This is a genomic window from Caballeronia eucalypticola, from assembly GCF_047608185.1.
GTDB lineage: Bacteria > Pseudomonadota > Gammaproteobacteria > Burkholderiales > Burkholderiaceae > Caballeronia.
This window is the reverse complement of the sequence record NZ_JBLKRU010000008.1, coordinates 214,307-232,863: the sequence shown is the minus strand read 5'-3', so window position 1 is coordinate 232,863 and position 18,557 is coordinate 214,307. Positions and strand designations below refer to the sequence as shown.

Here is an 18,557-nt window from a genome sequence, read left to right as displayed (position 1 = left end):
TCCTTTTTATGCTTCAACCGTCGCGCCAATCATCGCGCGCGCCAGTACTGCATTGATCAAGACATTCGCGCCGCACGTCACGTCTTCGGGGAGCGCGTCCTCGGCTTCGTTGTGCGACAGGCCGTCCACGCACGGGATGAAAACCATGGCCGTGGGCACGTGCCGCGCGAGGTGGATGGCGTCGTGGCCCGCGCCGCTCACAATGCGCTCGTAGGCATAGCCGAGGCATTTCGTGGCTTCTTCCACGAGATGGACGCAACCGGAATCAAACGGCGTCGCAGGGCTTTTCCAGTAAGTTGAGATGCCAGCTTCGAGTCCTCTATGCGCGGCGATCTTGCTGAATGCCACGCGCACTTCGTGCTCCATCGCGTCGATTTTTGTATCGTCGGGATGACGCAGGTCGACAGTGAACGCAACGCGCCCCGCAATGGTGTTGCGCGATGAATTCGGCACGTCCACCTGACCGATCGTAACCAGACCGAGCGGCGCGAAACGTTGCGCGATAGCTTCAAGTTCAAGCGCCATTGCCGCGCTCGCAAATAACGCATCTTTCCGATACGGCATCGGCGTCGTACCGGCGTGCGCGGCAACGCCCGTGACTTCGACATCAAGCCAGCGGATCGCCTGACCGCCGGTGACAACGCCAATCGGATTGCCATGGCTCTCCAAAATCGGCCCCTGTTCGATATGCGCTTCGAAATACGAATCGACGTGTTGCACGCCGAGGCCGCGTGTTCCCGCGCAACCGATCTGCTTCAAGGCTTCCTTCAACGTCACGCCTTCCGCGTCCTTCGTTTTCAGCGCAGTGTCCAGCGGCGCGGCGCCGACAAACACCGCCGACCCAAGCATGGCCGGTGTAAAACGCGCGCCTTCTTCGTTCGTCCACGAAACGATCTCGATGGGCTTCTCCGTCGCCACGCCATGATCGTTCAACGTACGCACCACTTCGAGCGCGGCAAGAACACCATAGACGCCATCGAAGCGACCGCCTTCCGGCTGCGTATCCAGATGACTGCCGATCAGCACGGGCTTCGCCTTCGCATCGGAGCCTTCACGACGCGCAAACAGATTGCCGACTTCATCGGTACGCACGGACATTGCCGCTTCACGGCACCACGTGGCGAAGAGCTCGCGAGCGCGCCGGTCTTCCTCCGACAACGCAAGGCGACGTACGCCGCCTTTGGGCGTCGCGCCGATTTTCGCCATGGTCATCAAGCTTGCCCACAAGCGCGGGCCATCGATTTTCAACATGCTTCGTTATCCTTTGATTCAGCGAGTAGCCAGCGCTTCCGGAGCATCGGCGCGACGATGTTTCAGTGCGTCAAGCGCGACGATCGACAGCAGCGAGATCCCGGCGAGGCACGTATAAAACACCGCCAGCGGCCACCATTGCCCAATGAATTTGTGTGCAAGCCAGGTGCCCACGAGCGGCGTCAAACCGCCCGCGATCGCGCCGCAGACCTGATACGAAATCGAAATCGCCGAGTACCGCACACGTACCGGGAACACGCCGCTGACAAATCCCGCGATGACCGAATAGAAGCTCGCCATGCAGACGACGGCAATCGCGATGCCGATAATCATCGACACCATGTTGCCGCTTTGCACGAGGATAAACATGGGATACGGCGAGATCATCGCGCACAGCGCCGTGAGCTTCAGGAAGCGCGCGCCGCCAATCTTTTCCGCGATCCACGCGGCCAGCGGCTGCGTGAGGAACTGGATGATCGCAACCGCAAACAGGCAATCGAGGATCAGCGATTTCGTCACGCCGACATACTGCGTGGTGTAGGAAATCATGAACGTGTTGGTGAAATACACGCCGGCAATACCAATCGTATTCGCGCCGATGCAAAACGCGACCAGCGCGCCCGACGTGCGGAACACTTCGGCAATCGGCAATTCAACCGTGCGCTGGGACAACTTCTCGCGCTCGAATTCCGGCGACTCGTTCACGCCCATCCGAATCAGGATGCCGACCACGAGCAACACCGCGCTGATCAGGAACGGCAGGCGCCAGCCCCACGCGATGAATTCGTCATGCGGCATGGATGTCACCGCGCGGAACGCGATCAGCGACAGGATCAGCCCGGCCGGACTGCCGAGTTGTGCGAACGATGCGAAAAACGTCCGGCGTCCTTTCGGCGCATGTTCGGCCGCCATCAACACCGCGCCGCCCCATTCGCCGCCGACCGCAATGCCTTGCACCACGCGCAGCAACACGAGCAACACCGGCGCGAGCAGTCCGACCTTCGAATAAGCGGGCAGCAAGCCGACGCAGACGGTGGCCACGCCCATCATCATCAGCGTGGTCATCAGCGCTTTCTTGCGGCCGATCTTGTCACCGAGATGCCCGAAGATCAATCCGCCCAGCGGCCGCGCGAAGAATCCGACGGCGAACGTGGCGAATGACGCCATCGTGCTGATGAACGGGTCATGCGACGGGAAATACAGCTCGCCAAAAACAAGCGCGGCGGCGGTGGCGTAGATGTAGAAGTCGTACCACTCGATCATCGTGCCGATAAAAGCAGCGGTCGCCGCGCGTACGGGCTGGCGAGTCGAACTGGATGCTGGGGTCACGTTGGCTCCTGATTCGCTTGTTTGCTTGTTTTATTGCACTGGTCAGCGTGTTTTATCGCCAGCCATAAAACATTAGTCCAATTTCGAATTATTATTCGCCGTATAAATTTGGCTAATACCTAGGACTTTCCACTATGGCTCAACGGCGTGTCGACATCGCGCGGTTCCTGAACGACCGGCTCGACTGGAACCTGCTGCGGACCTTCCTGGTGATCATGCAGGAGCGCAGCGTGAGCCGCGCCGCCGCGCGCCTGCACCTCACGCAACCGGCGGTGAGCCAGGCGCTCAAGCGACTGGAAGACACGCTTGGGCGCAACCTGATCCAGCGCCGCGGCCCGCACTTCGAGCCCACGCACGCGGGGGAAGAGGTCTACCGCATCGCGAGCGATATCTACGGCCACATGTCGCGGCTCGAAACCGAGCTCGATGATCGCAGCGAAGACATTACCGGTTCGATCCGGCTGCTGACCGTGAGCCGCATCGATTCAGGCGTGTACGACGAGTTTCTCGCCGAATTCCACCGGATGTATCCGCGTATCGACTTGCATATCGAGGTGATGCGTTCGTCGGACATCATTTCGTCGCTGCTGCAAAAAACTGCGACCGCAGGGCTCAGTTTGTGCCGCACGCCCATCGATAAACTCGAGCAGCGGTGTTTCCTGCGCCAGCGATATGCCATTTTTTGTGGCCGGCATCATCGCTTGTTTGGACGGCACGGGCTGACCATGGACGATCTGCTCGCGGAGAACTTCGTGTCGTTCACGAGCGATCAGATTGGCGACAGCTTGTCGCCGCTCACCGTCTTTCGCGACCAGCGCGGGTTCACGGGCCGGATCGTGGCGGCATCGCCGAGTCTGGACGAAGTACGGCGGCTGATCTTCGCGGGGTACGGCATTGGCTGCCTGCCTGAACACATTGTCCGCGACGACCTCACGCAACAGCGCCTGTGGCGATTGCCGCCGGAAGAGGGTCTGGCAGACGTCGACGTCGACCTGCTGTGGCATCGCGGGCGCAAGATGAACGCTGCGGAGCAGGCGTTTCTCGATGGCATGGAGCGCACGATGCAGCGTTATTCGTTGCCCGAACGACTAGCGCCGCGATGAGCCTCAAACGCTGAGCCTCGAACGCAGGACTTCGCACCCGCCGCCGCCTGAAATCCCGCAAACGTCAAACCGTAAGCAGAACCCCCATACAATACGCGCACCGCTTGGGGCGCCCTCGCCCTGCAATCCGCAAAAATCGCACGACATCACCTCATCACGATCCGATCACATGTATACAGCAGCCTTTCTGAACAGGAAAAATCCACTCTCCAAACGTTGGCGCGCAGCCGCGACCCTGGTCCTGGCCGCAGCAACTTTCACCTTCGCGGTGAACGCGCCCGTCGAAGCGCGCGGCGGTAACGGCGGCGGTTCAAGGACGGAAGCACAGAAACCCACGCCGAAGCGCGCAGCGGCGAAGAAGTCGAAGGGCGTCCAGCGCGTCGCCGTTCCAAAGGTGCCGGCCGGCCCGCTGCCAGCTACCGTCATGGCGGCGCTTGCACGTGCCCACGTGCCGCTTTCATCGATGAGCGTAGTGGTCGAACGGATCGGCGGCGGCGGCGTGCCCCTCGTCGCGATCAACGCCACCGAGCCGATGATGCCCGCGTCCACCATGAAGCTGGTGACGACCTACTCGGGCTTGTCGTTATTGGGTCCGGATTACCGCTGGAAAACCACGGCCTACGCCGACGGTGAAGTCGATGCAAACGGTGTCCTTCACGGCAACCTGTATATCCAGGGCACGGGCGATCCGAAGCTCGTGCCGGAAGAACTGATCGACCTGGTGGACCAGATTCGCCACAACGGCATCACGGGTATCGACGGCGCGCTGGTGCTGGACAAACGCTACTTCGACACCTCCACGCGCAACCTCCCCGCCTTCGACGCCGACGAAACCGCGCCGTACAACGTCGGCCCGGATCCGCTGCTGTACGCGTTCAAGTCGCTGTCGTTCACGCTGACGCCGAACTCGGACGGACAAGTTTCTATCGATGTCCTGCCGCAACTCGCGCAGTTGCAAATCGACAACGAATTGAAGGTCACGCGCGGCGCTTGCGCGGGCTCGCTACCGGCGGCGTCGCCGAGCGTGGCGCAAACCACGGGCGGTTTTGTGCAGGCGTCGTTTATCGGCGACTATCCGCTTCGATGCGGCCCGCGCACCATCAACGTCGCCGCGCTCGATCACTCCACCTTCTTCGCCGGCGGCTTCCTCGCGCTGTGGAAACAGGCGGGCGGCACGTTCAACGGCACCACGCGCGAAGGCCCGACGCCGGTCAGCGCGCGGCTCGTCGGCACGCATCGCAGCCCGGTGCTGTCGGACATTGTTCGCGACATCAACAAGTTCAGCAACAACGTGATGGCACGCAACTTGTTCCTGACCATCGGCGCCGCGATGGGCAAACCGCCCGCGACGACCCAGAAATCAGCGGCGGCAATTGAAGCGTTCCTCCATCGCAGCGCCCTGCCCATGACCGGCCTTTACCTCGATAACGGCTCGGGCCTGTCACGCGAAGAACACATCACGGCGCAATCGCTCGCCGACCTGCTGGTGGCGGCGAATTCGAGCCCGGTGGCGCAGGTGTTCATCGAGTCGCTGCCGATTGCAGGCGTGGACGGCACCATGCGCAACCGGCTCACGAACGCGGGCGCGGGCGGGAATGCCCACATCAAGACGGGTACGTTGCGCGACGTGCGGGCTATCGCCGGCTACGTGGGCGCGGAGAACGGCGAAAGCTATGTCGTGGTGAGCTTTATCAACGATCCGCGTTCCGAAGCGGCGCGGGCAGCGCATGACGCGTTGCTCGAGTGGGTGTATGAAGGCGCGCGTCGCACGGGCGCGACGGACTGAACCGGTTCCGTAGCGACCTAGAACCCGAGGATGCGCGCTCTGCAAGCACAGGCAAACCCTCGTAGGAAAGAGTCTCAAATCCTCTTAAAGATTCGGTAAGCTATCGCCACGATTGGCCGACGACACGCATTGTCCGCAGTGCTTGTCGTTTGAAGGTTCGAAGCCAACGCCCAAGCGGAAAGCCAGCCGAAAGCAACCTCGACGCGGCGTGCAGACCACATGACCAGATAAACGAGGAACGAGGAGATGAAGTCAATGAAACCCGCCCTGACGAAACCCGCCGCGCGTCAACCGCGCTGGCTGCTCGCCGTGCAGACAGCCACTGCATGCGCCGCGTTTGCCCTGCTGGCTGCATGCGGCGGCAGCGACAACAACAATAACAACACGCCTGCGGGCGGTCTGAAACTGCAAGTAGTGTCGTTTGGCGACAGTCTCTCCGACGTCGGCACTTATGCGCCGGTCGCAGCGGCAAACTTCGGCGGCGGGCGTTTCACGACGAATCCCGGCCAGATCTGGACCCAGAACGTGGCGCAGTATTACGGCGACACGCTGACACCAGCGAACACCGGCGGCTTCGGTATCCCGCTTTCGCCGGCCAGCGGTTTGGGTTACGCGCAAGGCGGCTCACGCGTGACGCTGCAGCCTGGCGTTGGCCATGCCACGCCGGGCACGGCCAACGCCGACTTCTCGCAAGCCACGACGATCCCGATCAACGATCAGGTCACGCAGTACATCGGCTCGCATGGCTCGTTCAACGCCAACCAGCTCGTGCTGGTGAACGGCGGCGCCAACGACATCTTCTACAACCTCGCCGTGGCGCAAGCCACAGCCGCGGGCATCCAGGCCCAGCTCGCCGCGGGCGCCATCACGCCGGCGCAAGCGCAGGCAGCGGGCACGGCGGCAACGACTGCCGCGACGACCGCCATCAGCCAGGCGGCAATCGACCTGGCGACGCTGGTTGGCCGGGTGCTGCAATCCGGTGCGACGCACGTGGTGGTGTCGGCGGTTCCTGATATTGGCGGAGCGCCTGAAGGGTTGGCGAGCGCCGATAAAGGGGTGACCTTCTCGCAAGTGACGCAGTTGTTCAACGGCACGCTGAAGGGCGCGCTGCAGCAGTCGGGCTTGTTGTCGAAAGTGATTTACGTCGATGCCTACACCTGGGTCGACGGCATCCAGGCGAACTTCCAGGCGAACGGCTTCACGGTATCGAATACGGGCACGGCCTGTAATCTCGCCGCGATGACCGCCGCTGCGACCAAGCTCGGCGAGCCGGACCCGTCGGCATTCGCTACGTCACTGTTCTGCTCACCGCAAACCTACACGGTGGCCGGCGCGGACCAGACGTACATGTACGCGGATACGGTCCACCCGACGACGCATCTGCACGCACTGTTCTCCACGTTCGTGGAGCAGCAGATTGCTGCGAGCGGACTGGGGAAATAAACGCGGCTGGATAGCGGGATAAGCTGATGAAGTCAAAACGCCCGGTCGATGAAGACCGGGCGTTTTGCATTTTGGGCTTCCAAGGATACATGCGTGGGTTGCAAAAGGTTGCATTATGAGCCACAATGCACCTTCGTCTTCGGGAGGCATTCATCATGGCTGTGGCACTCAAACTATCGGACGAACTGGTCGAGATTGCGAAGCCGCATGCGGCGGCAAAACATCGCTCGGTTCCAAAACAAATTGAGCATTGGGCACGACTCGGAAAAGCGGTTGAAGAGAACCCTGAGCTTCCCGTCCAGTTCATCCAGGACACGCTCCTCGCTGTCGAAGAAGCCAAGGCAGGTCAGCTTGCGGAATATCAGTTCTCTTCGTGATGACGCGGAAAATTCTCGCGACCCCAACCTTCGGTAGAGCCGCAAAGAAACTGCATGTTCGCGACAAGAAGATTGTGGAAGATGCAATTCGTGAAGTCTTGGGGGCGCCCGATATCGGCGTCGCAAAAAAGGGCGACTTAGCGGGCGTTTTCGTCCACAAATTCAAGCTCAACAAACAAGAGGTTTTGCTGTCGTATCAGTTGTCGTCGACAGAGTTGGTGCTTTTGAGCTTGGGTTCTCACGAAAACTTCTACCGCGACCTCAAGCGATAGAAGACCACGGAAAATATTGCGATTCGTCACTGTCAGGCAACGAGCACTGCCTCGACCCATGATCGCAAGGCTTTAGCTGATCGTGCCTGAAGCATCGCTAGCCAGCCGCGCCCCTACTCCTGCTCTTCAAACGCCGCAGCCGCGCGCCCTAACCGGTCGTTCACCGCGTTCCATTCCGCCGATACGGGCAGCGTCTCGATCAAAATCCTTTCGACATCAGCGCAATCGAGCGCGCGCAGCAGACCGTACAACTCGCGTGCATAGCTCCGCGGATCATCGGGCGCGGCAACAAAATGCACGTTCGGCGAGTCCGCCCATCGACCAGCACTCGAGGCGCGCGCAACCAGCGCCAGCTTCTTGCCGCCACTCGACGGATGCGCCGCGAGCAACGGTTCCAGCGCCGGGAACGGCAACAAGCTAAGCGGTGTGCGCGGCGCGTAATGCGCTTTCAGCGTGCCGGAAGCGCGTGGCGCGCTGGCGTCGGTGCCATCCGGCAAACGCGGCATCACACCCAGCACATCCGCAATTTCCAGCGGACTCACATGACCCGGCCGCAGCAACGCGGGAAAGCCCCGCGATAAATCAATAATCGTCGATTCGATACCCACCTTCGCCGCCCCGCCATCGAGCACATGCACGCTAGTGCCGAATTCATCGCGGACGTGCTGCGCCGTGGTCGGACTGACATGCCCAAACCGGTTCGCCGATGGCCCCGCCACGCCGCCATGACCATCGCGCAACGCGCTGAAGGCGGTGAGCAGCGCCTGCGCGACCGGATGCGACGGGCAGCGAATAGCCACTGAATCCTGCCCGCCGCTGACCGCCGCCGGCACGTGCGCGGCGCGCTTGAGGATCAGCGTGAGCGGGCCGGGCCAGAAGGCATCGATCAGTGTTTGCGCATCGGGGACAAGGGATTCGACCCAGTACGCCGGATCGCTGCCGGGTGCGAGATGCACGATCACCGGATGATTCGACGGCCGCCCTTTTGCCGCATAGATCCGGGCGATAGCCTCGGGATTCCCGGCATCGCCACCCAGTCCGTAGACGGTTTCAGTCGGAAACGCGACGAGTTGCCCGGCGTCGAGCAGCGCCGCCGCCTCCTGGATCCGCGCGACCGTGGGCGCTTCAAAAGTCATCGGGGTCAATCCAGCGCAATGTGCAGCATGCGCGCGCAATCACGCGCCGCCGTGCGCACTTCTTCCAGCGTCGCGCCGGTGAAATTCACGTGACCCATCTTGCGGCCGGCCCGCGCCTCTTCCTTGCCGTACAGATGCAACCGCGCGGTCGGCAACGCGATCACGTCGTGCCACGGCGGCGTGCGCGCTTTCGTGCCTTCGAACCAGATATCGCCGAGGATATTCAGCATCGCGGCCGGCGAATGCTGGCGCGTGTCGCCCAGCGGCATGCCGGTCATCGCGCGGACTTGCTGCTCGAATTGACTGGTGGCGCAGGCATCGACGGTGTAATGACCGGAATTGTGCGGACGCGGCGCCATTTCGTTGGCGATCAGCGTGCCGTCTTCCAAGATGAAAAATTCCACGCACAGCACGCCGATGTAATCGAGCTTCGCGGCAATCGTCAGCGCGGCGTCCTGAGCCTGGGCAACAAGCGCAGGCGACGCGTCCGGCGCGGGCACCACGGTCTTGGCCAGAATGCCGTTGACGTGCTGGTTCTGCGCGAGCGGAAAAACAGCCGACTTCCCGTCGCCGGCACGCGCGATCAGCACCGACACCTCGAACTTCAACTGCATGCGCTTTTCGAGCACGCAAGGCACGCCTGCGAGCGATCCATACGCGGTGCGCACTTCATCGACATTGCGCACGCTCGTCTGGCCCTTGCCGTCGTAGCCCAGCCGCGCCGTCTTCAGGATGCCCGGCAACACGGCGGCGATCTGTTCATCGCTCAAAGCGGCCAGCGCTTCCGGCGACTCGATCACCACATGCGGTGCCACCGGCACGCCCGCACTCGCGATAAACCGCTTCTCCGCCACGCGATCCTGCGCGATCGCGACACATCGGCCGGCGGGACTCACGAAGGTGGTTTTCGCGAGGAAATCGAGACTGGCGGACGGCACGTTCTCGAATTCCGTCGATACCGCCGCGCACAAGCGTGCGAGTTCGGTGAGCGCGGCGGGGTCGTCGTACGTGGCGCGGATATGTTTATCGGCGACGGAACCCGCCGGGCTCGTCTCGTCCGGATCGAGGACCGCCACGCGATAGCCCATCGATTGCGCGGCGAAACAGAACATGCGGCCGAGCTGGCCGCCGCCGACCATGCCGAGCCATGCGCCCGGCTGGATGGGAGAACTGGGTTGGGTATGTGCGTTCATCTTGTGGGGTCGGTCAGTCGGTCTCGGGCCGGGAAAAGTGCCGGAGGTGTTACGTGAAACTGCTGCGTTGCATTTAGAGCGGCGGGAGGACCATCGCGTGCGCCGCACTGTTCTGGCGCGCGCGGAACGCCGCGAGTTTGTCAGCGTAGGCCGCTTGAGTGACAGCGAGCACGGAGACGGCGAACAACGCCGCGTTCGCCGCGCCCGCCTCGCCGATAGCAAACGTCGCGACCGGCACGCCCTTGGGCATCTGCACGATCGAATGCAACGAGTCCACGCCCTTCAGATATTTACTCGATACCGGCACGCCCAGCACCGGCAACGTAGTTTTGGCAGCGAGCATGCCCGGCAGATGCGCCGCGCCGCCCGCGCCGGCGATGATCGCCACGAGGCCGCGCTCACGCGCGCTTTCGGCGTAGGCAAACATTTCGTCGGGCATGCGGTGCGCCGATATCACCTTTGCCTCGTAAGGCACGCCGAATTCCTGCAGGATCGCGACCGCGTTTTTCATCACGTCCCAGTCGGAACTGGAACCCATCAACACGCCGATCAACGGTGTGTCATGCGTGTGGGCGGCGGCGGTCTGGACTTCGCTCATCGTGCTGCATTCCTTTGGGGTGAACAGGCCTTCGGCGGCCTTTTTCGAGTGATCTGGATTGGTAGCTTGCGGGCGGTGCAGGGTCTGTTGCCTTCGTACGCTGACTGCCGGCAGTTTTTGCTGTCATCTAAAGCGCGGCCAAGCCGCCGGAACCGCCCGCATAAGCGAAGCGGCGTCGCGCGCCGGCCCGGCCGCGTGAAACTTTACGCCAGCGACTGCCCGGTCAACCGTTGCAGCGCTTCTTCGTACTTTTCGGCTGTTTTCGCGATCACATCATCCGGCAACTTCGGCGCCGGGGGCGTTTTTCCCCACGATTGCGTTTCGAGCCAGTCGCGCACGAATTGTTTATCGAAGGAAGGCGGGTTCGTGCCCACCTGATACCCGTCCGCCGGCCAGAAGCGCGACGAATCCGCCGTCAGCACTTCGTCCATCAGGAATAGTTCGCCGCGGTTATCGAGGCCGAATTCGAACTTCGTATCCGCGATGATGATGCCGCGCGTCGCCGCATACTCGGCTGCTTCCTTGTACAACTTGATCGAAATCTCGCGGATGGTCGCCGAGAGCTCCGTGCCAATCCGGCGTTCCATCTCATCGTAGGTGATGTTTTCGTCGTGATGGCCCATTTCCGCCTTCGCCGCCGGCGTGAAGATCGGCTCGGGCAGCTTTTCGGCGTTCTTCAGGCCCGGCGGCAATTCCACGCCGCACACCGAACCCGTTGCCTGATAGTCCTTCCAGCCGCTGCCGGCCAGATAACCCCGCACGACCGCTTCCACCAGGATCGGCTCGAGGCGCTTCACCACGACGGCGCGGCCCTTGACCTGATCGGCTTCATCGGCTGCGACAACCGTTGCCGGATCAATGCCCGTATTGTGATTCGGCACGATGTGCGAGAGCTTCGCGAACCAGAAATCGGCCATCTGGTTCAGGACGCGGCCCTTGTTCGGAATAGGCTCGCCCATGATCACGTCGAACGCGGAGAGGCGGTCGGTGGTAACGATCAGGAGTTGATCTCGGCCGACTGCGTAGTTGTCGCGGACCTTGCCGCGCCCAAGCAGGGGCAACGATTTCAGCGTGGATTCGTACAGCGGGGAATGTGAGGTGGACATCGTCATCTACCGGAAAAGTGCCGCAAATCAGGCTGAGAGAAAAAACCAACACGCCGTTCCCCGGAATTGCGGGAACGGCGGTTCGTGTCGGCTGGCCTTGGGATACGCCCTGGGCCAGCCTTTGCATTCATTCTGCGGTTTGATACCCGGCGCAAACCGGGCGACAAGCGCGACTCATCGCTATTGTAAACGCGTCGGGCGGATGGCCCGGTTTTGGTTCATCGACGGTGAGGCTGCAGTGAAAACCTGCTCGCCACGCCGTCGAGGATGGCCATCTCAAAAAAAATCGTCCAGCGGGCCGTGTAAACGCTCCGCCTGCGCGATAAACCTTAAAACGGATCGCCCACGCGCACGATCTTCATCGCGTTCGTTCCGCCGGCCTGGCCCATTGGCTCGCCAACCGTCAACACGACCATATCCCCACGAGCGGCATATCCCTTCGATACCACCACTTCCAGCGCCTGCTGAAGCGCAACATCGCGATCGGTGTTCGTATCGAGGTGCAGCGACGTCACGTTCCGATAAAGCGCCATCGTCCGCTCGCTGCCAATGCGCGGCGTCAGCGCGAAGATTGGCACGTGCGACCAATGCCGCGACATCCACAACGCCGTTGCGCCGGACTCGGTCAAGGCAACAATCGCCTTCGCGCCCAGGTGGTAAGCGGTGAACAACGCGCCCATCGCGATGGATTGATCGATCCGCGTGAACGTGCGGTCGAGGAAATCCTTGTCCAGTTCGCTCTGTTCGGACTTCTCGGCTTCCAGGCAAATGGCCGCCATTGTCTCGATGGTCGTCACCGGATACTTACCCGCCGCCGTTTCCGCCGACAACATCACTGCATCCGTACCGTCGAGCACGGCATTCGCCACGTCGGATACTTCAGCACGCGTAGGCACGGGCGCGTGGATCATCGACTCCATCATCTGGGTCGCCGTAATCACGAACTTGTTCGACTCGCGCGCCATCCGGATCATGCGTTTTTGCAGCGCCGGCACAGCCGCATTGCCCACTTCCACGGCCAGATCACCACGCGCGACCATGATGCCGTCGGACGCATCAAGAATGCCCTGCAACGCCGGAATGGCTTCCGCGCGCTCGATCTTCGCGATCATCTTCGGCTTGATGCCGTAAGGCGCGCCCGCGATATTCGCCAGTTGCCGCGCCATCTCCATGTCAGTGGCGTTCTTCGGAAACGATACCGCCACGAAGTCCGCACCCAGCGACATCGCCGTCTTGATGTCCTCCATGTCCTTCTCGGTCAACGCCGGCGCCGTCAGGCCACCGCCCTGCCGGTTGATGCCCTTGTTGTTCGACAGGTCACCGCCCACTTTCACCGTGGTATGAATCTCTTCGCCAATCACGCGGACCACGTCGAGCACGATCAGCCCGTCGTTCAGCAACAGCACGTCGCCGTTGCGCAGGTCGCGCGGCAGATCCGGGTAATCCAGGCCAACCCGTTCGTCATTGCCCAATTCACAACGAGCATCGAGGATGAACGAATTGCCCGCGATCAACGTGACCTTGCCGTTTTCGAACTTGCCGACGCGAATCTTCGGGCCTTGCAGATCCGCCATCAACGCGACTTCGCGACCGCATTGCTTGGCGGCATCGCGAACGTATTGCGCGCGCTGGCGATGATCGTCGGCCGTGCCGTGCGAGAAGTTGAAGCGAACCACGTCGAGACCTGCCTGCATCATTTGCAGCAAGACCTCAGGGGTGCTGGAAGCGGGGCCGATAGTGGCGACAATCTTTGTAGCGCGATGCATGGAATTCCTCGTCTGGGTGGTATCGCCTGAAACAGCGCTGCGAGTACGGTGTGCCGACGGGGATGAAGCTGTCTCCGCCTGCGAACGCGCGCCAGCTCGAGCCGGCGTCGCTTTGTGATGGCTATTCGATATCTGCCCGGCGACCGGAATCAGCGACGCACTCGCGCCACCAATCATGACCGCCGTTTCCTTTCTGATTTCTTTCCTTGTTTCCTGCTTTGAATCCGAACCATGCCCGGCCGGCGATGCAGCGGAACGCTTTGACTTTACCGCTGCGCGAGCGGGGCCGGGAATGGACTTGCTCCCGACCGCCACCCTCGATCCAATCTCTGCCGCCACGGACAAACCAGCGTCGGCAACCAACTTTTCTTTATCTTCAGCGACTTCAGCAACGACGGACTCGGGACGATTGCTCTTCTGAGTGGCTCGTTTCATGGGCTCAGGCCCGCGATTCGAGCACTTCTACTGCCGGCAGCGTCTTGCCTTCCAGGAACTCGAGGAACGCGCCGCCGCCCGTCGAGATGTAGGAAATCTCGTCGTGAATGCCGTACTTCTGTATGGCCGCGAGCGTGTCGCCGCCGCCTGCAATCGAGAACGCCGATGAGTTCGCAATTGCGTCCGCCAACGTCTTCGTGCCATTGCCGAACTGGTCGAATTCGAACACGCCGACCGGCCCGTTCCACACGATCGTGCCCGCCTTCTCCAACTGCGCGGCGAGCGCCTTGGCGGTGTCCGGACCAATATCGAGGATCAGGTCGTCGTCCTGAACCTGGTCGACGGCTTTCGTTTCAGCCTTGGCGGTCGCGGCGAATTCCTTCGCGGTCACGACATCGCTGGGAATGGGTACCGATGCCCCACGCGCCCGCGCTTCGCTGATGATGGTCTTGGCTTCGTCGATGAGATCCTTCTCCGCCAGCGACTTGCCGATCTTCAACCCCGACGCGAGCATGAACGTATTGGCAATGCCGCCGCCCACGATCAGCTGGTCCACCTTCTCCGCCAGCGACTTCAAGATCGTGAGTTTCGTCGATACCTTCGAACCCGCGACAATCGCGACCAGCGGGCGCTTCGGCTCGCCGAGCGCCTTGCCCAATGCATCGAGTTCAGCGGCGAGCAGCGGACCGGCGCACGCGACGGGCGCATATTTCGCGATGCCGTGCGTGGTCGCTTCGGCCCGATGCGCCGTGCCGAACGCGTCGTTCACGTAGATATCGCAGAGTTTGGCGAGCTTCTGTGACAGCGCGTCGTCGTTCTTCTTCTCACCCTTGTTGCAGCGGCAGTTTTCAAGCAGCACGACCTGACCCGGCTGAACCCGCACACCGTCGACCCAATCGGCGATCAGCGGGACATCACGGCCAAGCAATTCGCCCAGACGCTTCGCCACCGGCGCGAGCGAATCTTCCGGCTTGAACTGCCCTTCAGTCGGGCGCCCGAGATGGGACGTGACCATCACGGCGGCGCCTGCTGCCAGCGCTTGTTGAATGGCCGGCACCGAGGCGCGCACGCGCGTGTCTTCGGTAATGTTGCCTTGGTCATCCTGCGGGACGTTCAGGTCGGCGCGGATGAAAACACGTTTGCCGGACACTTTGCCTTCGGCGATCAGATCGGTGAAACGCAATACTTTCGTCATGGGAGTCAGCGGGTGAGCGAGTAATTGGAAAGCGGTTCGGGCGAATTGAATCTGCGCGCCGTGGCTTTAGGCCAGCGGGCTCACAAGGTCGCTACGGGGAAATTGAAGTGCTCAAAACCATTCCGGTGCCAAGCCGGCGTGTACTCAACGTCGCACGGGTCGAACAACGATCTGGACAAACAAGGTAATGCGAAGATGACGAAACGAGGCGTGCCGCGCCTTTCGCCGGTGACCTGAAGGCCCGGCCAACGAGGCGTTGCAGCGAAGCATGGAGCGAGTGAAGCTGGTGTGCGGTGACTGCCGGATACACGTTTCGACCTCATTCGATACGACAGCGAGAGCGCCATTTTAACCGATACCCATGCCCGTCCGACGCAGGAAACGCAAATCCCCAGGATTCGGGATTGGTGAGTTTGCGATGGCTTGCATGACTTGCTGCATGACGCGCCGCAGCAACACCAGCGTCAGGCGAACAGCCGCAATAGCGTAAAGACGATCATGCCGACGACGATTGTCCCCAGCATGCCGCGGCGCCAAACAAACCAGGCGAGACCGCAGAGGGACGCGTAGAGCGCGTGATTCGAGAAAGCGACTGACAGGCCGGTCGATGTTGTCAGAATATCCGGCAAGACGACCGCGACCAGAGCGGCAGCCGGTGCGTAACGCAACGCGCGCTGGACACGTTCGGGCAGGATCATGCGTTCACCGCCGATCAGGAACAAGGCGCGCGTAATGCTCGTGATCAGCCCCATTCCTCCTATAGCCAGCCAGACTTGCGCGGCGCTCACCGCGCGCTCCGGGTGGCCTTGGGGCTGACCGGCGCTTTGTCGAGACCGGATGAAGAATCGAACGAGGGGTTCAGTGGCTCAGTTTCGATGTGACGGGGTGCGGGATTTTCCGCAACGTCTACACGCCTTGTCCCGCCGCGGGTCTTGCGTCGTGCTCCGAGCTTCTCGGCCATGAGATCGGCGAATGTTCCTGCAAGCAGGGCCGCCGCCACGGCCAGCGGTAACGAAAGCCGATACGGCAAGTCCAGCGCCACCAAGGCGATCACGCTCGCCACGCCAACGGCCGCGAGCGTGGAGCGCGTGGCAATCGCCGAGACAATCAGCGGGATCAGCGCAAGCGTGCCGGCAAGCTCGAGGCCCCAGTTATCGGGGAAAAGGCTCGCGAGCAGGATTCCCGCTATGGACGAAATCTGCCAGGACGACCAGCTCGTCGCGGCCATGCCCCAGAAAAACGCCTCCTTGCCCGGCTGATATCCGATCGGGAAATTACGCTTCTGGAACATCAGGTAAATGATGTCGCCATTGAAATAGCCGAGCACCAGACGGCGGCGCAACGGCAGATAGGCGAAATGGGGCGCAAGCCCGGCACTAAAAATGACGAACCGCAAGTTGACCATGGCGGCTGTCAGCAGGATGGTCCAGAGCGGAAGCTTGGCGGCGAACAACGGCAGCACAGCCAGTTGCGATGATCCCGCGTAGACCGCGAGCGACATGCCGAGCGCCTGCGGCACGGTCAGCACCGACTTCGCCATCGCGATGCCTGTGACAAGACCCCACGAGAACGTGGCCGGAACCGCCGGGGAGAGGGTTTTGACGCCATCGAGAAACGCGCGTCGGTTAAGGTCTGACAGCCGGTCGAACATGGATTGGTGCGAGTCGCGGTGTGCTTGTGCGGTGGAGCGGCGAATCCAGCGGATTCGGCGAAGAACGGGCGAAGAACGGGCGAAGGCCCGACGACCAGCGCCGACCCGTTGCGGATAGAGACTGAATCACTGTCCAGGATGACTGAAACCCGACTCGAAGCCGCTATGCCGCGCCTTGAATCACGCCGAGTCTTACGTCCCGTCAGGCTGACCAACCCAGAGGCCGGCCTCCCGGACGTTCCTCACGGTTTGCTTTCGAACCACGACGCTGACTGCACCTTGAGCACATCGCGCGGCGGCGAAAGGCAAATTATAGCGTCGTGAAAGGCGCCAAATGGCCGACGACGCCCATTTTTTGATCGAAAAGACGCTAAAATGACGGTCTTTGGCCGCCCGGCTGTTTGCCGGTTTTACGCTGGAATCCCCTGCCCCTCGCGCCGTCTCCGGACAGGCGCCCCGGCTCGGAACAGCGAAAGACACGGACGATCAGCCGCTGAAACGCGCTGATGCAAACCGGGCAGCCCACTCAATATCTGCACACTACTCGCCAGGAGAAATCGTATGTCAATGGCCGACCGCGACGGCAAGATCTGGATGGATGGCAAGCTGATCGACTGGCGCGACGCCAACATCCACGTGCTCACCCACACGCTGCACTATGGCATGGGCGTTTTTGAAGGCGTGCGCGCCTACAAGACCGGCAACGGCACGTCGATCTTTCGCCTGAAAGACCACACCAAGCGCCTGCTCAACTCCGCCAAGATCTTCCAGATGGAAGTGCCGTTCGACCATGCAACGCTCGAAGCCGCGCAACTCGAAGTGGTCGGCGTGAACAAGCTGGAATCGTGCTACATCCGGCCGATCATCTGGGTGGGCTCGGAGAAACTGGGGGTATCGGCGAAAGGCAACACCATTCACGTCGCAATTGCCGCGTGGCCGTGGGGCGCCTATCTCGGCGACGACGGCATTGCGAAGGGCATCCGCGTCAAGACGTCATCATTCACGCGCCATCATGTGAATGTGTCCATGGTTCGCGCGAAGGCGTCGGGTTGGTACGTGAACTCGATCCTGGCCAATCAGGAAGCCATCACCGACGGTTACGACGAAGCGCTGCTGCTCGACGTCGACGGCTACGTGTCCGAAGGCTCCGGCGAAAACTTCTTCCTGGTGAACAACGGCAAGCTGTACACGCCGGACCTGGCGTCGTGCCTGGACGGCATCACGCGCGACACGGTCATCACGCTCGCACGCGACTTCGGCATTCAGGTGATCGAAAAGCGCATCACGCGCGACGAGGTCTACACCTGCGACGAAGCCTTCTTCACCGGCACGGCCGCTGAAGTCACGCCGATCCGCGAGTTGGACAATCGCACCATTGGCGAAGGCAAGCGTGGTCCGATCACGGAGAAGCTGCAAAGCGCTTTCTTCGATATCGTGAGCGGCAAGAACGAAAAGTACGCCAGTTGGCTTGCGCAGGTTAAGTAACTTAACGCGCTACCCGACGCATGAAGTACGGCGGTGAGCCGGGTTTTTCGAGTCTTGAGGAATACCGGACTCGAAAACAAGGCTCACCGCGTCCCCAGACTAGAACGAACGAGATTCCTCATGAGCGAACTGAAGGAAATGCCGCTGGTCCAGTTGTCGGCGAAAGATGTGCCGGCGTTTTGCCCGAACCCGAACATGCCGCGCTGGAGCACGCATCCGCGCGTCTTCCTCGATATTTCCCACGGCGAAGCACGTTGTCCGTATTGCGGCACGCGCTATAAGCTGAAAGACGGCGAACACATCAAGGGTCATTGAATCTTCGCGAATTTTCGACTTCGCGGGGACAAGCGGTTTGCGGCTTGAATCACGCCGCCCGCTTTTTCTCGCGGTCACTCGTCATGTTGTGCCGCAATCAGCCTATGCTGCCGCCG

At 61.6% G+C, this 18,557-nt stretch carries 17 protein-coding genes; 7 read left to right on the top strand and 10 right to left on the bottom strand.

The window, feature by feature from the left end:
• Positions 1-6 precede the first annotated feature (6 nt).
• Complete coding sequence (locus ACMX25_RS12590) at positions 7-1,251, bottom strand: Zn-dependent hydrolase (protein WP_414950270.1); 1,245 nt, start codon at positions 1,249-1,251, stop codon at positions 7-9.
• Positions 1,252-1,269: 18 nt separating this feature from the next.
• Positions 1,270-2,580 (bottom strand): MFS transporter, encoded by a 1,311-nt coding sequence (locus tag ACMX25_RS12585; RefSeq protein ID WP_414950269.1) that lies wholly within the window; start codon positions 2,578-2,580, stop codon positions 1,270-1,272.
• A gap of 134 nt (positions 2,581-2,714) precedes the next feature.
• On the opposite strand from ACMX25_RS12585, the gene ACMX25_RS12580 reads away from it, so the two are divergent.
• The 5 genes from ACMX25_RS12580 to ACMX25_RS12560 all read left to right on the top strand — a co-directional run bounded on the left by ACMX25_RS12580 (position 2,715) and on the right by ACMX25_RS12560 (position 7,561).
• Entirely contained in the window at positions 2,715-3,683 is a 969-nt protein-coding gene (locus ACMX25_RS12580) for a LysR family transcriptional regulator (protein WP_414950268.1), read from the top strand.
• Positions 3,684-3,852: 169 nt separating this feature from the next.
• Positions 3,853-5,469, top strand: a complete 1,617-nt coding sequence (gene dacB / locus ACMX25_RS12575; RefSeq protein ID WP_414950267.1) for a D-alanyl-D-alanine carboxypeptidase/D-alanyl-D-alanine endopeptidase — start codon at positions 3,853-3,855, stop codon at positions 5,467-5,469.
• Positions 5,470-5,715: 246 nt separating this feature from the next.
• The gene (locus ACMX25_RS12570) at positions 5,716-6,912 is read left to right on the top strand and encodes an SGNH/GDSL hydrolase family protein (protein ID WP_414950266.1); all 1,197 of its coding nucleotides are present in this window, start codon (positions 5,716-5,718) and stop codon (positions 6,910-6,912) included.
• A gap of 155 nt (positions 6,913-7,067) precedes the next feature.
• Complete coding sequence (locus ACMX25_RS12565; protein ID WP_414950265.1) at positions 7,068-7,289, top strand: TA system antitoxin ParD family protein; 222 nt, start codon at positions 7,068-7,070, stop codon at positions 7,287-7,289.
• The gene (locus ACMX25_RS12560; RefSeq protein ID WP_414950296.1) at positions 7,289-7,561 is read left to right on the top strand and encodes a type II toxin-antitoxin system RelE/ParE family toxin; all 273 of its coding nucleotides are present in this window, start codon (positions 7,289-7,291) and stop codon (positions 7,559-7,561) included. The genes ACMX25_RS12565 and ACMX25_RS12560 overlap by 1 nt, the downstream gene beginning before the upstream one ends.
• A gap of 113 nt (positions 7,562-7,674) precedes the next feature.
• Here the strand turns inward: ACMX25_RS12560 and ACMX25_RS12555 are convergent, their stop codons facing one another.
• The 8 genes from ACMX25_RS12555 to ACMX25_RS12520 all read right to left on the bottom strand — a co-directional run bounded on the left by ACMX25_RS12555 (position 7,675) and on the right by ACMX25_RS12520 (position 16,641).
• Positions 7,675-8,697 carry an L-threonylcarbamoyladenylate synthase gene (locus ACMX25_RS12555; RefSeq protein ID WP_414950264.1) on the bottom strand — a complete coding sequence of 341 codons (1,023 nt, stop codon included), beginning with the start codon at positions 8,695-8,697 and terminating at the stop codon, positions 7,675-7,677.
• 5 nt (positions 8,698-8,702) lie between these two features.
• On the bottom strand, positions 8,703-9,890 hold the full coding sequence (locus ACMX25_RS12550; protein ID WP_414950263.1) for a 5-(carboxyamino)imidazole ribonucleotide synthase: 1,188 nt from the start codon (positions 9,888-9,890) through the stop codon (positions 8,703-8,705).
• 73 nt (positions 9,891-9,963) lie between these two features.
• Positions 9,964-10,488, bottom strand: coding sequence for a 5-(carboxyamino)imidazole ribonucleotide mutase (purE, locus tag ACMX25_RS12545; protein ID WP_414950262.1), 525 nt, complete (start codon positions 10,486-10,488; stop codon positions 9,964-9,966).
• Between the two features lie 203 nt (positions 10,489-10,691).
• On the bottom strand, positions 10,692-11,594 hold the full coding sequence (locus ACMX25_RS12540; RefSeq protein WP_414950261.1) for a phosphoribosylaminoimidazolesuccinocarboxamide synthase: 903 nt from the start codon (positions 11,592-11,594) through the stop codon (positions 10,692-10,694).
• A gap of 329 nt (positions 11,595-11,923) precedes the next feature.
• A complete protein-coding gene (gene pyk, locus ACMX25_RS12535; RefSeq protein ID WP_414950295.1) occupies positions 11,924-13,360 on the bottom strand; it encodes a pyruvate kinase in 1,437 nt (478 codons plus the stop codon).
• 439 nt (positions 13,361-13,799) lie between these two features.
• Positions 13,800-14,990 (bottom strand): phosphoglycerate kinase, encoded by a 1,191-nt coding sequence (locus tag ACMX25_RS12530; protein WP_414950260.1) that lies wholly within the window; start codon positions 14,988-14,990, stop codon positions 13,800-13,802.
• Between the two features lie 464 nt (positions 14,991-15,454).
• Positions 15,455-15,778 carry an AzlD domain-containing protein gene (locus ACMX25_RS12525; protein ID WP_414950259.1) on the bottom strand — a complete coding sequence of 108 codons (324 nt, stop codon included), beginning with the start codon at positions 15,776-15,778 and terminating at the stop codon, positions 15,455-15,457.
• Positions 15,775-16,641 carry an AzlC family ABC transporter permease gene (locus ACMX25_RS12520; protein WP_414950258.1) on the bottom strand — a complete coding sequence of 289 codons (867 nt, stop codon included), beginning with the start codon at positions 16,639-16,641 and terminating at the stop codon, positions 15,775-15,777. The genes ACMX25_RS12525 and ACMX25_RS12520 overlap by 4 nt, the downstream gene beginning before the upstream one ends.
• A gap of 561 nt (positions 16,642-17,202) precedes the next feature.
• Between ACMX25_RS12520 and ACMX25_RS12515 the strand changes: the two genes are divergently transcribed.
• Positions 17,203-18,126, top strand: coding sequence for a branched-chain amino acid transaminase (locus ACMX25_RS12515; RefSeq protein WP_414950257.1), 924 nt, complete (start codon positions 17,203-17,205; stop codon positions 18,124-18,126).
• Between the two features lie 120 nt (positions 18,127-18,246).
• A complete protein-coding gene (locus ACMX25_RS12510; protein ID WP_031359576.1) occupies positions 18,247-18,441 on the top strand; it encodes a zinc-finger domain-containing protein in 195 nt (64 codons plus the stop codon).
• Positions 18,442-18,557 lie beyond the last annotated feature (116 nt).